General features: G+C 64.6%; 10 protein-coding genes. 3 read left to right on the plus strand and 7 right to left on the minus strand.

The features are described 5' to 3' along the window. From BLW75_RS22290 to BLW75_RS22330, 7 genes are all read right to left on the minus strand, one after another. Positions 1–312 (minus strand): ArsR/SmtB family transcription factor, encoded by a 312-nt coding sequence (locus tag BLW75_RS22290; protein WP_034323561.1) that lies wholly within the window; start codon positions 310–312, stop codon positions 1–3. Positions 313–1145: 833 nt separating this feature from the next. Next, positions 1146–2525, minus strand: coding sequence for a hypothetical protein (locus tag BLW75_RS22295; protein WP_143055342.1), 1380 nt, complete (start codon positions 2523–2525; stop codon positions 1146–1148). A gap of 407 nt (positions 2526–2932) precedes the next feature. Next, positions 2933–3232, minus strand: coding sequence for a hypothetical protein (locus BLW75_RS22305; protein WP_034323567.1), 300 nt, complete (start codon positions 3230–3232; stop codon positions 2933–2935). A 1549-nt stretch (positions 3233–4781) separates the two neighbouring features. Beyond that, complete coding sequence (locus tag BLW75_RS22315; protein ID WP_143055343.1) at positions 4782–5228, minus strand: hypothetical protein; 447 nt, start codon at positions 5226–5228, stop codon at positions 4782–4784. Between the two features lie 16 nt (positions 5229–5244). Then, a complete protein-coding gene (locus BLW75_RS22320) occupies positions 5245–11457 on the minus strand; it encodes a polymorphic toxin-type HINT domain-containing protein (protein ID WP_091598086.1) in 6213 nt (2070 codons plus the stop codon). An 85-nt stretch (positions 11458–11542) separates the two neighbouring features. Next, positions 11543–18226: a LamG domain-containing protein gene (locus tag BLW75_RS22325; protein ID WP_158005446.1), complete on the minus strand. Its 6684-nt coding sequence runs from the start codon at positions 18224–18226 to the stop codon at positions 11543–11545. 1533 nt (positions 18227–19759) lie between these two features. Continuing rightward, the gene (locus BLW75_RS22330) at positions 19760–21085 is read right to left on the minus strand and encodes a hypothetical protein (protein WP_143055344.1); all 1326 of its coding nucleotides are present in this window, start codon (positions 21083–21085) and stop codon (positions 19760–19762) included. Positions 21086–21908: 823 nt separating this feature from the next. On the opposite strand from BLW75_RS22330, the gene BLW75_RS22335 reads away from it, so the two are divergent. The 3 genes from BLW75_RS22335 (at position 21909) to BLW75_RS22345 (ending at position 24380) form a co-directional block, all read left to right on the plus strand. After that, entirely contained in the window at positions 21909–22643 is a 735-nt protein-coding gene (locus BLW75_RS22335) for a hypothetical protein (RefSeq protein ID WP_034319986.1), read from the plus strand. 131 nt (positions 22644–22774) lie between these two features. Beyond that, positions 22775–23530: a GAF and ANTAR domain-containing protein gene (locus tag BLW75_RS22340; protein WP_091598096.1), complete on the plus strand. Its 756-nt coding sequence runs from the start codon at positions 22775–22777 to the stop codon at positions 23528–23530. A 127-nt stretch (positions 23531–23657) separates the two neighbouring features. Then, on the plus strand, positions 23658–24380 hold the full coding sequence (locus BLW75_RS22345) for a GAF and ANTAR domain-containing protein (protein ID WP_034319982.1): 723 nt from the start codon (positions 23658–23660) through the stop codon (positions 24378–24380). Positions 24381–24401 lie beyond the last annotated feature (21 nt).

The raw sequence follows: 24401 nt of genomic DNA on the forward strand, positions 1-24401 counted from the left end.
TCAGTTCCCTTCGATCTCGTCGAGTCGGCGTTCGAGCGCATCCAAGCTCTTCTCCCACATCGCGCGGTAGGGCGCGAGCCAGGCCTCGACCTCCGCCAGCGGGCGCGGGTTGACGCGGTACCAGCGGCGTTGGGCGTCCGTGCGCACCTCGACCAGGCCGGCCTCGCGCAGCACCTTGAGGTGCTTCGACACGGTCGGCTGGGTCAGCGTCAGCCGGTCGACGAGGTCGCCGACCGGCTGCTCGCGTTCACGCAGCAGGTCGAGGATCTCCCGGCGACTCGGATCCGCCAGCACGGCGAAGGTAGATGCCATGGCAGCAATATAGCTGAAGTGGCATATTCGCGCTCGGTGCGCCCGCCAAACGGGCTCGACGCGGCGGTTCGGTTGTTCAGGCGGATGGCCACCTTCGTGGTCCGCCTGCGCGGGCCTGGCTCCATCGCAGACCGAGACTCAGCTTCGGCGAACTCAGCAAGTCGAAGCCCGCACGGCTCTGGGCAGCATTCTTCAAGCCTCCACCCGAACGGTCATCCAGGCAGTTGCGCTGACCAGCACTGCAGAGCAGACGGAGACGTAACTGAGCCCGATCGTGAAAGACACCGAGGCGGACATAGGCCCAGAAGAAGCAACATCCCGCAGTTCAGCGGGACGTCGAGCGCTCGGGCCCCCTGGGCTCGAGCCAGAACCTACGGTTTAAAAGTCCACAAGTCAGCCATGTCACCTACTGGCGCTCAGTAACCAAATGGTGCCAGTTCGTGCAGGTCAACGCCTGTCTTTGCCGAGGACGAGTGCCATCGCATGCCGACCCGTGTCGGGCTCTACGTCGGCAAGGGAGCCCAATCGGAGACGTCGTGGGCTCACGACGAGCTTGGCGATTTCGGTCTCAGAAGCGAGCGGTCGGGTCTAGCCCTTTCCCTTGGCTGAGTCGACACGCCCGGGCCCCCGACTCTGGCAGCAGCCCTGCCGGAAGCCAATGAGCTTGCAACGACCCCGCGTACGCGGCGCGAACCAGACACCTGCCGCTTGGCCCTAACGTGCCCGCAACACCGGCGGCATGGTCTGTGCGCGCGGAGGTCCTGCCGTCTTTCGATTGCAGGACCTCCGCCAGCGGCATGGCAAAGTCATGCCACGATCGTCACGAGCGCCCGTCAGTCGGCTGGTTTGGCCTGTTCAGCATTAGGCCCGGCCGCGTCGTTGTAGACACGTGCAGCGAGCCTGGTGTCGTCCTGCAGTATCGCCGAAATCGGCCGCCGAGACTCGTAAAACCGATAGCGCTTCGATCGAGGAACCCTTTTCGGTCGCGTCGCCCGTCTGATCTCATCGTCGGTTAGTAGGACGGCGGCCATCTCGCGGAGCACGTCGCGCACTCTGTCGATCACGTCCGCGGCTGTTCGCGTAGATTTCTTCCAGCTCACCGTCGGCATATCATGACCAACCGAGGCGTCGGGACGACCGATGAAGGCCCGGTAGAGGCCAACGAGGTCGTCCCCATCCCGGGAAGTCAGATCGCCGTCCGCCAACACCTGGCCACCGGCACGCAGCAACTTACGGAAGGCGCCCAGAGGGTGCGCCTCGGGCGCCTCGATTAGCCGTTTTTCCACGCAGGCGAGATTCTGCGAGTCGCTGACCCAGCTCGGCAGGTCGTCGACCGTAGCCTTCAGCAGCGCAGCACCCGCGATATAGGGCAAGACCCGCTCGAGGACCAACTCGCCACCGAAGGTTTCCATCCGGAACGGGTAACCCTGCAGTTCTCGATCCCACGTCATGGCAACCAGCACAGTATTGGGATCGGCCACGATCTCACCTGCCTTCAACACCGCCCGTACGCGCGTATCCTCAACACATTGCCGCTCCGCACGTCGGTCGGCGTCCGCCCGGTGCGCATCGCAATAGCGCCTGCCGTCGTCGGCGGGACGGAAAGCGAACGAGGAAGTGGTCCCGCAGTCCGCGCAGGTCCGCTCACGTTGCCACCGCCGCTCCTCGGCAGGCGTGCGCGCTTGTTTCGGTTCGGCGTCGGCGATCGCATAGAGCAGCTTGTCAGGTTGCCTGTGCACCTTCTTCGTCGCGATCGGCGGCTGCCCAAGGCGTGGCTTCAGCAACATCCGATGCAACTCCGGACCTGTGGCGAGAACACCACCAGGTACCTGATCGGGCTGGTACCGTGGCCGGCCGTCTGGGCACCGTCCGTCGTGCCGCGCCGCCGCGGCGGCGACGTCGGCTAGCGAGGGCGCCAGATCCCAGGTTTTGTCATCAGCGATTTCGATGACACCGCCTGCCGGCGTTCCCTCAAACGGAGACAGCAGCGCCACGCGCCAACGGAAATCTCCAGTGCCGCTCTGGACGCTGGAGATTACGACGCCATCTACGGAGCCGCTCTCCGACACGCCTGAGCGCGTCAGGCTCAGCTGGACGCCGCACAAGATGTTCGGGTTTGTCAGCTTCGCCACCGCATGGTGCTCTTCAGACGTGCTGGCCTGGGAAGGAAGCTTCCTCAAGGTCTTGGTGTAGGACTCGCCCGTCTGCTTCATCTGGGCTCGGATGTAACGCCTACGTGACCGCGTGGTCATGGTCGTACTCTCCCGGCAGGCGCCCACTCCCCTGCGATTCGGGGTCGAATGCATTGGAGGCGCGAGGCTGATACAGCCTCTTGTCCTCGGTCGTGCAGGTGTTGAGTGGGCAACACTGAAGCACTCGGAGAGCGGCCCGCGCCTGGCGGCCGGACACGATCTTATCGGCATCCTGAATTGCCCTCGCCAACCGCCACGGATTCGTAGACCACAAACCCACTGCAGTCGCGAATACGCGAGGGCAAGTTGAGGATGTCGATCGTCACGGTGTCCTGAATTTCTACGTCCGTGGCTATCCAGCACAGTGGTCGGGAATCGGAGCTCCCTCTCGGAGGAAACCCGCCGCGCCGCTTCGGGCGCGACCACCGCTACAGGTGCGCGACTACCTCATGGCGCGCTTGCCCGGTGGCGTGGTGCGGGCGCCGGGTCATGCGGTCACGAAGTTTGCGGCGCTCGGCTAAACTGAGCGCCAGCTGGCCGAGTTCGGGGCCCGCCGCGGAGCCGTCACCGTCCTGTTCAACCATCACCTCGACAACATGCGGCTGCTGCGCGAAGGGCTGACAGAGAGCGTCTTCACCGACGGCGACATTCCGCACCACCACAACTGACCAGACGCCTGGCCTCACAACACCGTCGTAGTCCTGCGCCGCCACCGCGCCCAGGCCCACATGCCTCTCCGCAGCGAACCCGTCGGCTACCTCTTTCCCAACGGATGGGGCGAACCGATCCGCCCCGACTCAATCACCCACCTCTTCCGCACCCTCAACGACCAAGCCGGACTAGGACCCATCTCGCTCCACGACCTCCGGCTCGGCGCAGCGAGCCTCTCCCTCACCGCTGGAACGACCTCAAAACCGTTCAAGACCTCCTCGGCCACGCCAGCGTCGTGCTCACCGCCGACACCTACACCAGCGTCCTACTCACCCTCGCCCGCCAATCCGCCGAAGCCACCGCACGCCTCATCCTCGACGCCGCCGCTCCGCCGGACGCCGACCAATCACCGCCGGCAGACAAGCCGCCGCCCACGCCGCATAGCCAGACCCAAGAACACGCCAGCAGATACAGCCTTCAAGAGGGGAACAACCCGGGGCTGAAGCAAGCCCTCAGCCGTCCGGACCACACGAAGGCGAGCCACATGCAGGTTCGAGCACCCACGGAGCCCACACCGAGCCCACCCAAGATCACGCCGACGACTGCATGATCCACAAACAAGAACATCCCCGCCGGTCAGCGGGGATGTCGAAGAGTGGGCCGCCTGGGGCTCGAACCCAGAACCTACAGATTAAAAGTCCCCTCCGCCACTGTGCCAGGCAGTGCCGTGAAGTGTCGGATTTCGACCATTCGTGCAGGTCAACGCGGGCATCACAGCCGAACCGGGTGTCAGTCCGCATCGGGTGGTGCCGGGCTCTATGTCAGCAACAGAGCCCAATCGGAGACGGCGTGATCCTCCACTGCTCCACTCTCTCAACACTAAAGTCGACTAACGAGCAGATTCGCCAGCTCGCCCGATACGCGGAGAATCGAGGCATCATTCGCCTGGCCTGAACAACGTTGCCGGCAGCGCCCGTAACCGCTGCCGGTCAATTGTGGTCGGCGCGACCTGCAGCAGCGAGATCACAGTCTCTGTTGCAAGTGCCTATTCCCGCCCATGGTCCGCAGTGCGGTCATCGACGTTCGTCCCACGAGGAACGGTCCCAGCGGCGACGAGGTTAGGTTATCGACCTGCTAACGATCATCGAAGCGGGACGGCTTCGTAAGCTGAACGTCGACCGATTAACCATCAGGGCAGGCCGACGGGTGCACCCATCGAAGCCCCAACCTTGCCCACTTTCCCTAGCACGAGCAACTCCAACGGGGATTGCATCCTCGTATCCAAATTCAGTTCCACAACAGTCGCAGATATCGTAGCCGGACGCCTTCCCGCCCTCCCCGCGGCGGATCACCCTGCATAAGGCCATAAACTCGACAGCACACGCCGCTTTCACAGAGCATTGAATTAGCCCAAATTCGTCGGGCTTTTTCGATCTATTCAGCTGCGCCTGCTGGTACTGCCGACGCTTCTCGATAGCGCCCGACTGAACCGAGCTTGACGTTCCCGTTCGTGAGCTGCTGATCCCTGTAGTGACCATAGGTACCGCTTCCGGCCACCGGATCGATCCCGCAGTCGCCACGCCAGCCGACGCAGTAGCCCGGTGATTCCTCAGACGCAAGCCCGACTCAGGAGCGATCTACTTCGAATTCCTCAAGCGCACCCCTAACCTCATCAAGGTCGTATCCGGTACGCAGAAACAACTCGCGCCCCTCCAACAACGAGACCACATATTGCATCATACGCAGCCAACTGGAAATCAGATGACCTGACAGCTCCCCAACCGCTTCCCGACTACCCGGAAGGTCGGACAGCACTGGGCGCAGAGTGGATCCAGAGACGGAGCCGACCTCGTACGCATCGCCGAATACAATCCGAACCCTTAAGGCCTGCCCGGCGAGATTCGTGAACGAATCTACGAATTCGACCAGGATTGACAGCTCCCCAGGAGCCGCGATCTTACTCGCAAGAAGCCTCTCCTCGTATTCGCACAACTGATAGGTTAATTGCCGAATTACCTTGAACTGATTTTCGCTAATAAGTACGCAGGATTGAGAGTCGTCGAATCCACCCACCCTTACATCATCGGAATCACTCGAGTACATTCTTGAACCAATCATATCCACCTCGCGGCGTATACACAGTTCCGCCCACTCCATCCTCAATCACGACAGCCCCCTTACTTGGATCCCAGTATCCGACTCGCCCGTTCCTGAGGTATCTGGTCTCGATATTTGGAATCTGCTCGTTGATTATTCCATCAACATAGTGCCCAAGAGCCCTCTCGTCGACGCCGCGCACGAAATGGGTCCCGTCACCATCAAGCGCCCTCCTATTGGCATGATCGGCAATGTTCTTTGCGATCGGGTCCAGTGAACAGTTGTGAACGAGGATCGGCGTAGTCTCGACGAGCACGTGGTAGGTGTGCAGGGTGTCGATGGTGAGGTTGTAGACGCGCTGGTGCTGGGGCTGCCAACGGTCAACCTTGACCAGGGTGACGACCGCTCCGTTATTCGTCCGGAGGGTATCACCGGTCTTGAGGTCGGTCGCATCGGTCCAGGACGCGCGGCCTGGCGACCAGAACGGGTGTTTGTCGGTCGCGATGACCACGCCGACCTTGTCCCCGCTGGGGCCGTCGATGTCGACGGTCAGTTCGACCAGGTTCTTTTGACCTTCACCGACGATCGTCGCGATTACCGGGCGCGGCTCGGTTCTGCCGGTTTCAGGGTCCGTGGCGACGACCTCGTCACCGACCTCGACCTCCTCGATCGGCTTCGTCACCCCGCCGACAAGCAGCACTCGAGTCCCCGCGACAAAACTATTCGACGTGGCACACTTAGCCGCGGCCGGCCCGGCATCACCGGCCAACTTCGTACCCTGCTTAGCAACAGCCTTGGCTCCCGCAGCCGCCCAGCCGACGAAGGGGATAGCGGCGGCGGAGAGTCCTGCGTTGAAGTCGTCGCCTTCGCCAGCGTAGATTGCCGCGTTGACGATATCTGCGGCCTCGCCGACCAAGGGAATGTAGCCGACGATGTCAAGTCCGTTATGCGCGGCGTCGGAGAGGCTTTCCGATCTGAACAACTGCCAGACCGCGCCTGCGCCGGTCCAGGGCACCGCTACGGCGTCTATCCACTCCAGGGGCGTTTGAGGACGACGCTTCGGCTTCTTCCCGCCGGTCATTCGGGACTGCTCGAACTGCCGGCGTTTCTCGTTAGCGCCCGGCTGGCCGCGCTTGACGTTCATGTTCGTGAGCTGCTGGGGGCTGTAGTGACCGTGGATGCCGCTTCCGGCCACCGGGTCGATCCCACAGTCGCCACGCCAACCCACGCAATAACCCGGCGAGTCCTCAGGCGCGAGGCCGGTGGGGTCGCTGAGCGCGATCGGGTTGTTGTTGGCGTAGCTGTAGCCGTTGATCTGCTGCGGGCTGGATGGGTCGAGAAGCGGATCCAGGGACACGAAGCGACCCAGGTCTGCGTCGTAGTCACGAGCACCGAGATGTGTGAGACCGGTCGAGGCATCGATCGTGCCACCGACAAAACCACGCTCACCCGGCATGCCCGCGTCCGGGCCACGCTGGCTGCCGAAGGGGGTTTGGCGCCGCTGCTTGACCGTGAGGTCGTTCGCGTTGATCGCGACCTGCGTGGTGCCCTGATGATCACCAGCCAGCCATGTCAAGGCGGTGTTGGTCCGCATCGCGACGGTCGCCCCGCCGTGGGTGTAGTACCTCGTCGTGGTCGCGTTCCCGCTGGCCTTGTCGAGGCGAACTTCCTGTTGCCCGAGGTAGAGCGTCGTGCCCGTCGGATCACGCCGGATCAGCCGATCGCCGTCGGCGTCGTAGAGGAACGACGTGTCCGAAGCGCCCTCGGTCACCCTTTCGAGCTTGTTCTCGACGTTCCATTCGAGGTTCTGCTGTCCGGAGACACCGGGGCGGGCCTTGGTGTTGCCGAGTTGGTCGTAGGTGTACTGAGTCGTCTTGCCGCCCGCAGGCCCTTCCGACGTGACGGAGTTCAGCACATGCGGTTTGGCGGTTCCGGGAGCGGCGTAGCTGTACTTGCGGGTGATGTCGCCACCGGCCAGGTGCTGGGTGTCACCGGTCCGGTTGCCCGACTTGTCATAGGTGAAGGACTGCCAGTACGGGGCCGGACCACCGAGGGCGTTGACCGCGGGGAGAGCGCCACAGTCGGCATTGGCAGGGGTCCATGCCTCGGTGAGGCGTTTCAGATAGTCGTAGCCGAAGCACTGCTTGTCGACCGGCTGCCCCACTGGGGCATTACCGATCGAGGTGATATTGCCCGCCGGGTTGTAGGTGTAGCGGGTGTCGGTCTGCATCGGCTGCGGGATCTCGGCATCGACGATGGTGCGATCGAGCCGCCGGGTGTTGGTGTCGTAATAGTTCGACAGCCAAGCCCGTTTCCCATCGGTGCTGGTGCTGCTTTCACCGCCGAGCTGCAGTCGTTGTGGTTCGCCGTAGCGCGTGTATGTGGTGTCGGACACGTAGTCCTGGTAGTCGGGGCCGTCCCAGCTGCCTTCGGTTGTGAGGGGGTTCCCGAGATCGTCGTAGACGTGGAGCATGCTCTCCGCAGGCAGGTCACCAGACTTGGGAACACCGGCGCCACCGACACTTCCGTCCGGGTTGTACTGCAGGAACGACTGGTAGGTGCCGGCGAGCTTCGGCCCTTCGACCGGCGGAATGATGATTGACTGGACCGTCGGCTGATACAGCGGCCCGTAGACGTTGACCTTCTTGACGTAGGCGTTGCCGTCGACCCAGCGAGTTGACGACGCGACCTTCCCGATGCCTTTGAACGCGGTGTCGTAGGCCCATTCACTGAGCTTGGTTCCCGACAGGTTGTCTTTGAAGACGCCGGTCTTGCGGCCGAGTTGGTCGTAGCGGTAGGCGAGTGTGATGTTGCGGGCGTCGGTGCTGCTGGTTTGCTGGTTCAGCTTGTTGTAGGTGTAGGTGGTGGCGCCGCGGTCGGGATCGTCGGTGCGGATCAGCGAGCCGTGGATGTCGTAGGTGTAGGACCAGCGGTTGCCGCTCGAGTCGGTGATGGCGGCAAGTTTGTCGGAAGGGGTGTAATCGTATTTGGTTTCGTCGTAGGTGCCGGTCGGCTGGGCGCCGTGGTACTGCCGAAGGCTGCGGGTGCGACCACGGGCGTCGGTGATCGTGGTGGTCGCGAGACCGCCTTCCGGCGGTGTGACGCTGACCGAGTCTCCGCCATAGGCTGTGCTGGTTCGCCACTTCTCGTGTCCGCCGGCCCGGTAGATCGATGCAGTGGACCTGCCGGCTCCGTCGAACTCGGTGACGGTCAGTCCGGGGACCTCGGTATCGCTGGCGACCCAGAGCGAGGTATCGACGGGTTTGTCGTTGTAGAAGGGTTGTGTTGTCTTGTAGGCCCGGCCCTGTGAGTCGTATCGCGTGTCCACAAGCAGCCTGCCGCCACCAGGTGCGGGTGCCTGGGCTTGCCGGGTCCGGTAGAGACCATCGAGGATCGCGGTCGAAGTGGTGTAGTTCCCGTTAGGGCCGATACTTGTCGTGGTGACCGAGCTGGGGGCGTCCTTCCGGACCTCATAGGCGAAGCGAGCGTTACCTTGAGCGTTCTCTGCCCGGGGCCGGTTCGGTTGCCAGACTTCCGTCTTGCGCCCGAGCGCGTCGTAACTGATCTCCGTGACGCGGTTGTTGGGATCGGTGACCTTCAGGGGTAGTCCCCACGCGGGCTCGAACGCCGTGGTCGTCTTGTGCCCCAACGCATTGGAGGTGGCGAGCTGCGCGACAGGGCCCCCGATGGCCGGCGTATAGGTCGAGGTAGTGGTGTTACCCTCGGCATCGGTGACCTCGAGCGGACGACCGTAGACGTCGAGTTTGGTCTTGGAACTGGTTCGGTAGACCGGAGTGAAGCCGTTGTAGCTGTCGACTTCTTCAGCCAGCGTGACATCGCCAACCGCAGGCGGAACACCATGCGCGAGCCCGTCGTAGGACAGCCGGACGTCGGAGACGGTGTCTCGCGGATACACCGGCAGGAGACCACAGCCCGCAGAGAGGGTCTCTACCCTCGACGGGAAACTCAAAAGCCATCGTGTGGTGTTCTGCGCGTATGTCGTGGTCGTGCAGTGTTCGTCCCCGGAGATGGCGATGTCACCGAAGTCGTTGACCTTGGTGGGCAAGCCGTTGGGATCGTATTCAGTCGTGGATTTCGCGATGCGCCAGCCACCCGAGGCCAGTGCCGCGAATCCGCGCTTGACACCGGTGTTGACCAGGTATGCCTTCAAGGTGCCTTGGGTGGCTGTAGGGCCTTGCCAGGCAGGTTCGGTGATCGTCTTTCCGACGATGGCACCGGCTTCGCCGTTCTTGACGGTACTCTCGAGAGTGAAGCCCTGGAGCCAGTCCTCGTCGACGTAGGTACCGCCTTCGCTGTCCTGCACACTCGCCGTACGCGAGCCGTTGTTGGGCAGCTTGTCCCCGTGCATACCGCGGAAGTAGCGAGTTTCGGTGTAACCCATCGGCCCGCTGGGATCGTCCGGCTTGCCGGTGCGGACGATGACCTTGCCAAAGCCGCGGAACTCGTTCCAGGTCTTGTCTTTCTCGGACTCGAAATCAGCCGTCGAATAGTGCCACGCCGCGCCTTCGGGATAGGAGTAGCTGGTGACTTGTTCACTGCTCGTACTCATCCAGTCGGACTCCACGACCGACTCGACAACGTACTTGTTGAAGTAGTCGGTGCGCTCGGCGAAGTCACGCTGTGTCCAGGTGGCCGGGAAACAACGTTTGGTGTTGGTTTCCGGTTTGTCCGGCAACGATGCGGCAGTACAGTCGGCAGCGGCGTAGTTGATCGTGGTGACACCGCCGGCTTCGGAGACGATCGCGGAGAGCCGGTACCGGTTCAAGGGGCCGGCCCCGTCGCCCTTGTCCACCCGGTTCGCGAGCTTCTTGCCCTCAAAGGTGACCTTGGGCAGCGAGATCGGTGTTCCGACGTGACCGGTATGCGCGATGCTTTTGAGCCAGAGAGCGGCTTTCCGGCCGTCACCAGGATCGGGAAACTGGTGTTCCAGAGTCCAACTGTCGACATCCGCGTAGCCGGTTCCTGTCCGGACCTGAGCGGTGATCTTGGCGAGGCGTTTCGTCGACCAGAACGTCGGGCTGTAGCGGTCCTTACAGGACGGGCCTTCGCAGCGATCTGCCAAGGCGACGTCCGGGAAGTTCTCCGGCTTGTCAAGAGTGCACTGGCTGCCGGGAACGCAGCGCTCCTCGGTCGTGAAGGTCACCTTGCCTGTCGCAGGCGCAGCGTCACCGTCACGAAGTCCGTACTGGATCTCTTTGAGCGTTCCGCCACGAACGTAGGACACAGGAGTGTCTTTGAGGTTCTGGCCGTAATTGTTGGTTTCGGGATCGTAGGTGTAGCGAATCAGGTTGCCGTGGCGGTCCACGACCTTGTCGAGGTTCCAGCGGTAGGCCTGCACACAGGCGGAGTTCTCGAACTTGTTGTCCGCCGCATGACACGGTTCGCCGACGTCGTCGCCATAGACCGGTACTGTCCAAGTCGACTTCGACGCCGGCGTGGACCCGAAGAAGTACTGCGTGCCGTCGACCGTGGTGATCTTCCAGTACTCGCCGTCACGAGCACCGTTCGCGGCGCCGGTCAGGTGCTCGATGCGGGAGCCGTTGTCACTCTTCTGACGCCATGCCTTCTTCGCGGCGTCGTAAACCAGCCTGCCACCGGAACCATTGTAGGACGCGATCGCGTTATCGCTCTTCCAGCAGAGGTCACCGACCTTCGGTGGTGTCGTTCCGTTTTCTTTGTCGTCTTGACAAGCACCGTAAGCCCGTTCGACGAAGCCCGGGTGGAGGTCCCATCCGTCCCCGACCCAGGACGCCTGGTTGTTCGTGGCACTCGTGCGCCCGTCAACCGCCGACGAGGTGTAGGACAAGGCGAGGTTGGGCGTCAGGTTCCCCGGGGCTGGAGGCACACGCAGTGGATACGACCAGGAGAAATCTCCTGTTTGCGTGGACACGTCCCAGGTTGCGGTGGGCGAAAGCGATGTCGCTTTGCTGGTTCCGCCTCCGTCGGGAGTGGTGGAACCAGTGGGCTGGTTCCCCGTGAGCGCGGCCAGGCTCGCTTCGTCGGGAGTACGCCCCTGCATCGTCTGCTGTGTGACCGAGGTCGAGCCGATGTTCGGCAGGTCGACGCTCGGTCCCCCCGCAGCGTTCGCGACTTGCGTAGTGCTGACACCGCTCACTACCAGCGAGCAGATCAGTGCGACGGTGAGGGTTCTCGAAGTGCGGCGTGTGGACGACTTGTGTCGCATCAGTTCTCCAGGCTGGACGCGGCGAGGCCCGCCCCGGCGGGGCTACCTCGTGTGCGGTGGACGATTCGCGGTTCGGGCTGGAGATCTAGCCGCCGCCGGCTGTCGATGGTCGTACTTCGCCGGGCGTCGGTTCCGCGCTGCTCGTAGCTGCGAAGACGGGTTCGACTTGAGGGATGTCGGCAATGATGTAACCAAGGAATCGGTCGTTGATCAGGCCTTCGCAGTAGTCGCTGTCGCTGGTCATCGACTCGGTCCCGCTGCTGCCACAGCGGTAGAGAGATATCGCGGTGGGGTCAGCGGGTTTCTGTGTCCAGAGATGGCCGATCGATTCGATGACGGTTTTGCCCTCACAGGCGGTGTCGAGGGAGACGAAAAGGTCCGTGTAGTTCACACACGCGGTGAAGGGCTGCGTACCTTGCTGCGGAATCAGAGGAACGTAGCCATGGCGGAACTCCTTGTGATAGCCGGGCCGCGCCCCGTGCGTCGTACTGAGATGGTCGTAGGCGTTCTCGTTGTAATACCGCACGAGTGGCGCGTAGGCGAGCGTGTACCCCAGCACTCCCAGCCGAGTCGCGCCTTCACACTTCTCGTCGCTGCTGTCGAAATGTTCCTCGGCCAAAGCACAACGATAGACCGCCATGGTGGGGAGGTTGCTCGGCTGGGCGGTGTATACCGATCCGATTTCACCGAGCTTGACGTGGCCATCGCAGGAACCGTCCATTGAGGTGAAGAATTCTTCACCGTTTCGACAGGAGTACAGGACACGGGTGTTGGGATGTGTCGCCGGGACCAGCATGCCGAGGCTCTTCTCGAAGCGACTTCCGGCGGGCGGTGCCTCGCCAGTGTTCGCACTCCTCTGCTCGCCTGTTTCGTCGCGGAAGCGGCCGAACTGGCCGGCATCCGTCGCCGGAAAGGCTCCGTGCGCCTGGATCGCTTGGTCCGAGGCGATCCCGTAGCGGGCATAGACCTCGTCGATCAAGCCCGGGAAGAACTCCTTGTGTTGCCCGTTGTACTTGGCACGGCCGATCGCGAACGAACCGTCCGCTTGCCAGAGGACCACGTTCTGTTTCTTGCCGGCGAACTGCCCATTGACGTAGAGGCGGAGCTCGTGCGCGGCGTGGTCGTAGACGCCCGTCAGGTGCGTCCACCGGTTCACGACCGCTGGGTCGAAGGAGCTGACGTAGTGCAGCGGTGATGAATCGGCGTCCTGCGCGGTCGAGCCGAACGTCCACCGGTTCACTTCAGGGCGGTACTGGATCGTGAAACCGCTCATTCTCGAACCATCTTGGGACAGCACGGTCGCGACCTGGTCGGTCCGGGCCAGCTTGGCCCACGCCGACACCGTGAAACTGTCTTCTGCCGCCAGGCCACGCTCAGGTGCGGTCGCCTGGCCGCTCGTCCCGTCAAGCCGGAGTGCTGTGCCACTGATCCCCGGCACGAACGACGTTCCGCTGGACGGGACGACGGCATTGTCCCGCCAGCTGTAGTCCTGTCCGGTACCGTCGTCGAACCGCCATGCGCCCCCGTCTCCCCGTGGGGTGTCGTCATGGACCTTCCGCACCTCCGCGTCGGTGAGTGCCTTCGAGAAGGCCCGGACGTCGTCGATCCTCTCGGGGAAGAAGGCTCCGTCCTGGCCGTTCCAGCGAGCTCGGCCGATCGTGAAGGCCCCATCGGAAGGAATGGTCGCGACACCGACCTGGATGCCCGACTGGACACCGTCGACATACAACTTCAGCTGCCGGAACTGGGCGTCGTACACCACGGCCAGATGAGTCCAGTTGTGGGGAATCGAAGGTTGGGTCTCCCAGACCTCGACCCCTGGCGGATCATCCCTGTCCTCGCCGGGGACCACGACTCGCCACCTCTTCGTGCTGCCGTCGTACTGGACGAGGAAGGCGCTGACCCGGTTTCCGTTCTGCCCGAACACCGAGTAGTACCCGCTGTCGGTCTTCGTCAACTGGACCCAGGCCGCCGCCGAGAAACTCTTCGTCGTATCCAGCACCGGGCCGGCGGTCTGCGCGTAGCCGGTGGTCCCGTCCAACCGCAACCCCGGGCTGTTCAGCCCGCCGCCCCACCCGGCACCGTCCTTCAACGCCACGGTCATTCCACGACCGCTCGCGTCCAGCGCCACCTTCCCTGCATTCTCATCGAACCGCCACTGCCCCGCATCCGCGACCGGCAACGTCGCGGCACCGCCATCGGCGGCGGGGTAGGACCTGTACAGGCCGACCATCCTGTCGCGGTCGAGCGCTGTGGTGTAGAGGCGGACGTCGTCGACCTTCCCGGTCCAGTGCTGGCCCGGCTTGTCCGCGACCAGGCCTCGCCCGATCTGGGTCGCACCGGGTGCTTGCCAGCGTGTGAGCAGCGTGCCGTCGCCGACCCTGTTCCCGTTGACGTACAGCCAGGTCTTCTTGGCCTGCCGGTCGTAGGTACCGGCCAGGTGCACCCAGGAATTGATCTCCGCGGGGAAAGTCGGCACTGCGGCTTTGGTAACCGGAGCCGCGTCCGTGTCGGTCTCCGCCATCTCGAACACCCATTTCCCGCAGGCGTTGGGGTTCTCGAATTCACCGCCGAAGCAGGTCGCGTTCATCTCGTCGGCGACGTGCCCGAGCCGGAACTTGCTGGTCCGCTCGCCGTCGATGCTGACCGCGGTGAGTTTGGAGACGATGTCGGATTTGCGGTCCATGTAGACCCACGCCGACACGCTGAAACTGTCATCCGTGCGCAGATCGGCACCGGTGGTTCCGATGGCTCCGGTCTTGCCGTCGAACTGCACGGCGTTCCCGACCCTGCCGGGCGCGAACTGTGTACCCGGCTCGAGGGTTCCAGTGCGGGCGCCGGTGGAGTCGGCGACCTTGGTACCGCTGGATTCGTCGAGCTGCCAGTTGTGCACGAGCGTGAGGTCTTGGCCGGACATGGTGCGGATTTCGTCGGTGAACAGAGTCCGGCTGTAGACCTTGACGTCGTCGACCGCGCCTCCGAAAGCGTCCAGCCAGTTGCCCGCCCATTTGCCGCGGCCGATGTCGAACTCGGTGGTCGCGTTCCACTTCGCGGTGAACGACGCGGTCCCCGACAATGTGCCGTTCACATACAGCTGTATCTCGCCGGTGTTGCTGTCGTAGTTCGCGGCGAGATGGGTCCAGACATCGGTCTGGACGGGCTGCGCCGACCGCGCCCGCACGACAGAGCCCGGTGTCGTGCTGTCGGGGCCGTGCATCGCGAACGCCCACCGGTCATCGGTAGCGCCGGTGTAGCCGAGGTTGAACGCGGACACGTTTTGCCCGCTCTGACTCAGCACCGCACCCCAGCCCGGGGTCTTTTTGGTCATCTTGACCCAAGCGGCGACGGAGAAGCTCATGCTGCTGTCGACCACCGCCTGTGCGCTGACATGGTCGTCGACACCGTCCAGGTTCACCGCGAGATCGGTGTGATCCGGGTAGCTGGTCTGCCCGGCGACCCACTGGGCACCGTTCTTCGCGATTCCGTGTTTCGCCATGCCCGAGGTGTCCTGCGCGTCACCGTCGAGCTTCCAGGTGGCGGCCGTGACGTTGTTCTGGGCGACGATGCCCTGGATCTCCGCAAGGTCGAGCGTGCGGCTGTAGGCCCGCACCTCATCGACCCCGCCCGACCAGAACCCGAGCGGGGTCCCGTACTGGCTTCGCCCGATGGCGAACGCACCGGCGGCATGCCACGGCGTCGCCGGAGCAGGCACGCTCGCGACCTGCTTCCCGTTGACCACGAGGGTCAGGGTCTTCGCGGTCGCGTTGTACACGCCGGCCAGGTGGGTCCACGGCACGGTCTGCACCGTGTTCGCTCCGGACCTGGCCTCTACTGCCGTGCCACCGGTGGCGTCTCCGGGGTTCATCCCGAAAACCCAGGAACCGTTGTTCTGCTTGAGGTAGAAGCCACTCACCGCCGTGCCGTCCTGGGAGACGGCGGTCATGTCCCCGAGCTTGTCCGGCCTCACCCATGCGGTGATCGCGTAACTCTGATCGGTCCGCACCACCGACCCCGACGTGGTCGCGTAACCCTTGACACCGTCAAAGGTGGCGGAACCGTTGACGGCACCCGAAGGAATGAACCTGGCGCCGGGTTGCAGGACCGCCATCTCGCCACCCGCGGCGGCATTGCGCGCGGTCGTTCCGTCCGCGTCGTCGAGATTCCAGTAGCCGGCGGTGACGTTGTCGCTTGTGACCGCGGACTTGACCTCGGCGTCGGTCAGCACCCGGTCGTAGGTACGGATCTCGTCGACCGCACCGGCCAGGTACTCCGCCCCGGCACTGTTGATGATCGCGCGCCCGACCGCGAACTCGTGGGGCGCGGGCCACGGGTCCTTCCACACCGCACTGCCCTGGAGATCACCGTTGACATACAGCCTGATCTGCTGCGCGCCGGAGTCGTAGACACCGGCCAAATGAGTCCACGTGTTCGACTGCGCCGCATTGATCGACGTCACCGTCGTCGCCGCCGTGGCCGGGTCGTTCCCGGGCCGGAACTCCAACGCCCAGCGATCGGTCGCGGTACCGGTGTGCCCGAGCTTCACCATCGCCGTCGTCGTCGCGTTCTGGCTCAGCAGCGTCGACCATCCGGGCTTCTTCGCCGCGAGGTTGACCCACCCTGAGAAAGAGAAACTGGGGTAGGTGCTCGCCGAAGTCGGCGCCGTCACGTAGTCGTCGAGACCGTCCAGCTTGACACCGGATCCGGTACTGCCCGGCACGTACACGGGGCCACCGTGCAGCGTGGCGTCGCGGAACCCGAGCGTCGCGGTGTCCTTCGTGTTGCCTTCCAAGGACCACTGCGCCAACGGGCCGTTGCCCGCCCGCACGTAGAAGTGGTGCGCCTGCGTCGGACTGCGATGCCCCGCACGGTCGACACTCTGCACGAACAGATCCCGCGGGCCGTCTCCAGGCGGGGTCAGCTTCACAAAGGCCTTACCACCGAGGGCGTCCGCATCGATCGGTGTCGTGGGCGGATCCGTCCAGCCATAGAGATAGTGATCGACATCCGCGACCCCGCTCGCTCCGAACTCGAACACATCCGGCACGCCGACACCACCGTGCCACAGGTTGTCCGCCTTGTAGAGCGGCGCTGTCACAGTCGGCTTGGTACCGATACCCATCCGGTCGACGATGAACGGACCTGGCCCGTTCCGCCAAGGCCCGCCGTGGGCGGTGTCGTGCCCCCACACCGTCCACGTGACACGTTGCCCGTCACGCTTCGTCAAATCGACATCAGTGCTGTGATAAGCCCCCGAAGCCTGAAAGACACCAGGCGCACGCTCGTCCGGAGCTCCGCCGTAAATGTTCCAGACCGGACGGAGCTGGTCGTTGGCATCCGGGTCGGACAACCGGCTCATCAGCCGGATGGACGGGTTCCCGACATACGGCACCCCGTCGCACCACCGACACGGCGCGGGCAGCGGCGGATCGGTCTTCATGTCGTACGGCGGGTTCGGCTTCGTGTTGTAGCGGATCTCCAGTTTCGTGCTCGGCACGTCATACCTGCGCCAGGCGGCAGGATCCGACTCGGACGCCGCCTGCAGAAAATAGGTGGAAGGACCACTGGGATTATAAAAGCGGCCGACACCGAACGAGATCGCCTTATAACCTGGACAGGGTGTCCCGTCGTTCGCCGGCACCGAGGTCGTCCCGATATCCTGCCCGGTCGGCTGATTGTTCCAGGAAGTATTCCACGCGATATTGCTGTGCGCCGCGAAGAGCTTGTGATCTCTGAAACCACAATCCGGGCGATGCACCATGACCGTGTTAAAACGTACCGAACTCACCTCTTTCCCGACAAGGAAAGACGTGTCGAACTGGAAGTATGTGCGAGCAAGGTCAATGGTGTTGCATTCCGAGAACGTGCACTTGCCGACTTTTGCCCACGCGTCGCCGTCGCCCGTGCCGTTGACATACGAGCGCTCAGGGTGACCACGGAACACCTTCGCCCACATGCTCTGTCCCGGCGTCCGCATGTCCGGGTCGACCACCACCGGATACCGCGTACCCGGGTCCGCCAGCATCGCGGCATTCGGCGTCAACGTCATCGCGGAGCGATCGACCTTGACCCCGACCGGCGTGCTCGTGCTCTCCCGCCCCCGCGCGTCCCACATCGTGGCCGCAGGCGCGACGAAAACCTTCCGGCCTTCGCCGTCGACGGCCTCAACACGGCCGTTTTCATCAGAAGTGAGCTGCACGCCTTCGGTCTCGACCACGAGCTTGATCGACGCCAATGCCGGATTGCGTCCCGCCTCCGGTGTCTTGACCACAAAGCGCTGGTTGTATCCCTCCGCCTCGGTTTGCATCTCCAGGTCGACGCCAGGCAGCACCTCCCGGTACCTCGCCGTGCTGCCCTCGAGTTCAGGCTTCGGCAACACGCCAGGCCACCGCAACGCGAGACGCTTGCCCTCACGCGAGAACCGAACCAGCGGCGTCTCGCCACCGGAGGAGAACGCAACGTCGGCCACGGCCGCCCTCGGCCTGATCATGCCGTCCGGCACGGAGGCCAGCGCCGTGTCGATGGGCACCCAGCCGTCGCCCTTGCGGACCCGCACAGGCTGCGGCGACAACTGCGCCGTCAACGTCCCGTCCGGGTTCGCCAGCACTTTCTTCGCCTCAGCGGTCTGGTTCGCCACTCCGACCGGGGTGCCTTGCAACCGGGCCGCCGCGAACGCGCTGGCGGCATCCGGCGCCTCCGCGACCGGAACGACCGGGGCCGGCAGCGAACTCCTCGGCGAACTCGCAGTCACCACAACGATGCCGGCGAGCATCAAGAACACCATGGGTAACGTGCGCAGCCTTAAGCCACGCGCCACTGACGGACGCACCATCGAAAAGGACCCCCTCGGCCCGGTCAGCACGCGTCCCCCGACGCCACGCGACCCACAAAGTCATCCTGACTCTTCACGATCACCATCGAGTGGAGGAAGACTCCAACAGAGTGAACGATCATGACATGGACCAGACCAATTTGTTACAAAACTACAAGCAGGCCGCCGGTTCACCGCCTCTCAATCGGACAGATTGTTGGCATTTTTCCGACGCAGCGTTCTAATCGTTGCCGCTCGCCAACCACACCGTTCGTCAGTAATCGCAGACGCAGGCGTGCTCCTGTTCAGACATGCCGGCCTGGAGCGCACGACTTCCTACACCGAATTCAACGACACTGCCGTGAGGCGGACCGGTCACGCCAGTTCGACTTCAACGTCGGCTCCGAACGCGCAGCGGTCGGACACTTGCTGGCGCAGATCTCCGAAACCACCCGCGACAGCCACGATGGCCTCTGCTCAGCGTCTTAGCGCAATACCTCGACACGAACGACGCCAGTCCAGGCTTCACTGCCTTCGCCCAGCGCACAGGCTTCACGATTCCACGCAGCGCCTCAGTCCGGTACGAGTGCTGGCTCGGACAGGTCCAGCAACTGCACGCGCTCCACCGCCGATCGCGACGCCCACCACGGGAGGGAAGCCGAGGTAACTCATGACCGCCCCGCGCAATTCCCTGACTCCGCGAAGCAACCGCCCTCGGGAAGGCGGTGGTCCCCACGGGTGCGGAAACGGGGCGTGCACAAGCGCTGCAGCTGCCGGACGGTAGAGCCCTGAGCGGCGGTGTTCGCGCCTGCATGATCGAGGACATGGCAGCTGGAATTTCCGGGTCGAAATCCCGCCTCATCCGATGGCCGACGGCGACAGCTACGCCGCGGCGGGTTCCATCCCGGCGCACCGCGCGTCAGGCACATGACTACCTGCGCACCGCACCCGGGCTGAAGCACGCCTCAGGCGTCCGGACCACCACGAAGGCGAGCCACATGCAGGTTCGAGCACCCACGGAGCCCACACCGAGCCCACCCAAGATCGCGCCGACGACTGCATGATCCGAAACAAGAACATCCCCGCCGGTCAGCGGGGATGTCGAAGAGTGGGCCGACTGGGGCTCGAACCCAGAACCTACGGATTGAAAGCTGGCGATATCAGCGAATGCCGAACAGTGTCAGGTTCTCTCAATTCGTGCAGGCCAGCCAAACGTTAGGCCCCTGTCGCGTGTCGCGCCGCGCTAAGCCGTATCAGGCTCTACTCCCGCAACGGAGCCCAATCGGAGACGACGTGTAGTGGCTGCGAACCTAGTCCCAGGCGGTGCTCTCGATCGACAATGCCCGCGACTGTGGCTCCGGCCAGGTCAGCCGACCGTTATCAATCTGAGCGAGTTATTACTTCAGTCGACGTCACCTCGGTATTGACGAGTAGCTGCGGATCACTGGGCGCACCAGTGATCCGCAGCCGTTCGTCGATATCTCCACCTGCAGATCAGCAGGTGCAGATGCCACCATTGTTGACTCCGGCGATGCCGTTACCGCCCGCGAGGCCACTGGCGCCGGACGGCGTGGTGACGGTGTCCGCGCCGTCGTTGATGGTTCCGGAGTTCCCGAGACCACCGGCGCCCGCGGCGCCGCCGAGTCCACCGGGACCGCCGGGGCCGCTGCAGCCGGTGCCGCCGTTGCCGCCGCCGGCGCCGTTTCCGCCCTTGCCGCCGGTCGCGGTGATGTTGTCGATACCGGTTCCGCCGGTGAGAGTGCCGGAGTTTCCGATCCCACCTGCGCCACCCGCGCCGCCCACACCGCCGGCTCCGCCGGGCTGGACGGCGGCGAAACCGTTGCCGCCCTTGCCACCGACGCCACCGTTGCCGCCGAGACCGCCGTTGACCTTGAGCGTGTCGACGCCGGCACCACCGCTGATGGTCCCGGCGTTCCCGACGCCTCCGGCTCCACCTGCGCCACCGACACCGCCGGCTCCACCGCCGTGGCCGCACCCGCCGACGCCACCGCCCGCCCCGGTACCACCGGCACCACCGTTGACGGTGATGCTGTCGAGACCGGGATCGGCGAGATTACCGGTGAACGTTCCGGAGTTCCCGACGCCACCGGCCGCACCCGCACCACCGATACCCCCGGCGCCCGCGCCACCAGCGACACCGCCGCTGTTACCGCCGCGACCACCGAGACCGCCGTTGCCGCCCATGCCCGCCGTGAAGATGACAGTGTCACTACCGACGCCACCGGTGACGTTCCCGGCGTTGCCGGCACCACCGATCCCGCCGACTCCTCCGTTGCCACCGGCGCCGCCTGCTCCGCTGGCGAAGCCGGCCCCGCCCTGGCCACCGGTGCCGCCGTTACCTCCGGCACCGCCGGTGACGGTGATGCTGTCCGTACCGGCACCGCCGTCGATGACACCGGTGGTCCCCACGCCGGCACCGCCGACGCTTCCGGCTCCACCGTTTCCACCCGCGTTGCCCGCAGGGGTGCCCGCGTTACCGTCGGCGCCCGGAGGGCCGCTGGTGCCCGCGGTACCGGCGACGCCGGTGACCCTGATCGTGTCGTTACCGGCGAGCCCGTTCACCGTGCCGTTCACGGCACCGCCGGTGATGGTGATGATGTTGTTCCCCGTAGTGCCGTCCAGCACCTGACCGGCGGGAATTCCGGCGGTGCAGGTGAAGTTGGCGCCGCTCTGGGTACATCCCGGTGGTAGCGCCCATGCCTGCGCGGGCACGAGTAGGGCGAATCCCACGCCGGTGCCCAAACCGATCAGGGCCCGGCCGACGCGGGCTGCTGTGCTGATACGTGCTGTCGATCTCATGATCAACCTTCCACCTGGGTGAGGGTCCGGGACTGCTGTCACGGACCTGCGAGGTGGTGTGATGACCGGGGTTCTGGGGTCACTGCCCGGTGCCGTGTTCGAAAGGGCACCGGACGAACCAACACCCTCGACATGCCCGACCCTTCGCCCCTTCACCGGGGTTTGCAAGCGCAACCGTTGCCAGTCACCCGTACGCCATCTGGCCCCACGGATGCCAGCGATCGCGGCCGGCCTCGGCAGCGGGCCATATCCGTCGTGAGGTGCCCTCTAATCCGCCGCATACGATACTTTCACCGCACACCAGGCTCGGAATCGAAGAATCGAACCACGGGAACTCGTTCGCCATTTTCACCAATCTGGCGCATCTGCCAGCGAGGCGGAGTCGGTCTCGCCGTGTGCGGATCCGTTGGGTTCCGGGTCGAAGGCGGCACCCAGGTAGCCGAGGCGCTCGACCGCGCGATGCCTTCTGCGGGCACAAGCATCCCCCTCGGAGCCACCCGGACGATGCGGATGACCGAGCGTGGCTCAGAGGTGAAGCCTCGACACCCCTCATTTCGCCAGGAATGTGTGGAATGATGTCGTGTCGAACTCCGCCGAATGTGAGCCCATTAGAGGTACAGCGGTGTCGGTTTCCGCCACCGTCGGAGTAAATTGACTGTTGTACCCCTAGACCTCGGTGACGTGACGTACCCGCGAAGATCGCGGCTCAAGATCACGAGCCGAGGTTTTTGTGCGAAGTGGCGCACTGTCGCACCACTCCATTCCGCCGGCGCACCGCGCCCGTGTGAGTCATCGCTCCATTGTGTTTCGGGAAATGAAGATCATGAGATCTCATCAGAATCCGGTCCGCCGGGGACTCGTCGCCATGCTGGCCGGAACCCTCGCGGTCCCGGTCTTGTGGGTGGCCACCCCGCTGACCGCACACGCCGCCGTCAACTGCGTCGTCAGCCCCGGCGTGACCCAGACCAGTACGGTCGTGACCGGAAGTCCCGGCAACGACACCATCGACTGCGGTGGCACGAACCCCGCCAAGACGATCAATGGCAACGGCGGGAACGACACCATCACCGGCTCGGACTTCGACGACACGGTCAACGGCGGCGACGGCAACGACACCATCACCGGGGGTACCGGCGGCGACACCCTCGCCGGCGGGCTGGACATCGACACCATCTCCGGCAGCGCGGGCAACGACACCCTCATCGGCGCCTCCAACGACGGCAGCCAGGACAGCCTCGACGGCGGCGACGGCACCGACACCTGTCAAGGACCCGCGCCCGACCCTGACATCCACGCCAGCTGCGAGAACACGAGCACGCCACCGACATCGGGCCCGGGCTCGAGCACGGGAAACGCCACCGAACTGTGCACCGCGACCGGCGGCGTTCTGTCTCTCACCGTGAACCCAGTGGGATACGTGTGCGTGTTCAACCCACTCGACCCTGCCGACCGCCGCGTCCAAGAAGCCGGAAACATCTGTACCGGAGCCAGCGGAACATTCGTGAGCCTGCTCCCGCTGAGCTACGCCTGCCTCCTGCCCGCCCACGGCACGCTTTGACGTAGTCAGCGGAGTTGTCCAACCGCGTCGCGACGACTGTTCCGCACGAGCTCCATCACCGAGTACGCACACCGGGCGCCGGTGAACGTACGGGGCGCATGCTCCGAAACTGGCTGGGAGGCCGTCTCCTCATGATCGACAGACCGGATATCGCCACCGCCACGCACCACCGTCGAGTGAACCGGATATCCCGCACATTCGTCACGCTGGCCGATACGCTGAGCGCCGAATTCGACCTCGGCGAGTATCTCCAGGGCCTGGCCGAGCAGTGCGCCGATCTGCTGGACGTGTCGGTTGCCGGAGTACTTTTGGTCGATCGCGACAGGGGCCTGGCCGCGGTGGCGGCGTCCGCATACCAGGCGGAGTTACTGGAACTGTTCGAAGCGGAGACCGGCAACGGCCCCTGCTCCGATTGCTTCCGTAGCGGTGCCGCAGTGCGCTGCGCGGACCTCCAGGTCATGCCGCAACGTTGGCCGGTGTTCAGCACAGCGGCCCGCAAGTGTGGATTCAGTGCCGTTCAGGCTTTGCCGATGCGCCTGCGTGATCAGGTCGTCGGAGTCCTGACGCTGCTCAGCCGTGAACCCGGAAGCGCGGCCCGCGACGATGTCGACCTCGCGCAGGCTTTCGCGGACGTGGCCACCATCGGGCTCCTGCAACACCGCACGATCGAATCCGGGGACCGGACCAACCAGCAGCTACAGACCGCGCTGAACAGCCGTGTCCTGATCGAACAGGCCAAGGGAGTCCTCGCCGAGCACGGTTCCCTCTCCATGCGTGAGGCCTTCGAACGGCTGCGACGCTACGCCCGCTCACACAACCGTCGCCTGACCGAGCTGGCGGGTTCCGTCGCCGACGGCACTGAGGATTTGGACAAGATCCTCCTCTGACTACAGCGTGGCAGTTCACCACAGGGTGTATCAGAGCTCCGGCCTCGTGCTGTCCCGGCACTTCTCTCGGACAAGGCTGTCTGTCAGGGCTAGGCTCAGTGGACGACGGGGCGGGACAGGAGCGGCCGTGGTGAACGATCGGCGACAACGGCTGCGCGCCCTTCTCACCCAGGACAACCAGCACGGCCCCGGGTCCCGCCTGCGGCGCATCTGTGACATCTGTGTGGCAGAGCTCAAGGTGTCCGGCGCCGGCGCGACCGTGCTCACCAAGGTCGGCGACGACGGGACCCATCATCACCGCGGGCTGATCCACGCCAGCAACGCGGTCAGTGCGCGGCTGGAAGACCTGCAGCTCACCGTCGGCGAAGGCCCTTGCGTTCAGGCGTTCGCCACCGGCGGCCCGGTCCTGGTACCGGATCTGGCCGCCACCTACATCCGCTGGCCCGCGTTCGCCTCGGCCGCGGCCGAGCTGGGGGTGGCCGCGGTGTTCTCATTCCCTCTCCAGGTCGGCGCGGCGCGGCTCGGATCGCTCGACCTGTACCGAGACCGGCCAGGCCCGCTGACATCCGGCAGGCTGGCCGACGCGCTGATCCTGGCCGACTGGGCCACCGCCGCGGTCATCGAGCAAATCGATGGCCACAACACCAGCGACATATCCTGGATGGCCGACTCGCACGTTGAAATCCACCAAGCGGTCGGGATGGTGAAAATCCAGCTCGACGTCACCACCGAAGTGGCGCTGCTGCGGTTGCGTGGCCATGCCTTCACCACCGGCGTCCCTCTCGCACAGGTAGCCAAGCAAGTGGTGACCCGGACGCTGCGTTTCGATCCGGACAACGAGCCCGCATGAGGCGGGCGCAGAAAGGCGGCG

This window comes from Amycolatopsis lurida (genome assembly GCF_900105055.1).
GTDB lineage: Bacteria > Actinomycetota > Actinomycetes > Mycobacteriales > Pseudonocardiaceae > Amycolatopsis > Amycolatopsis lurida.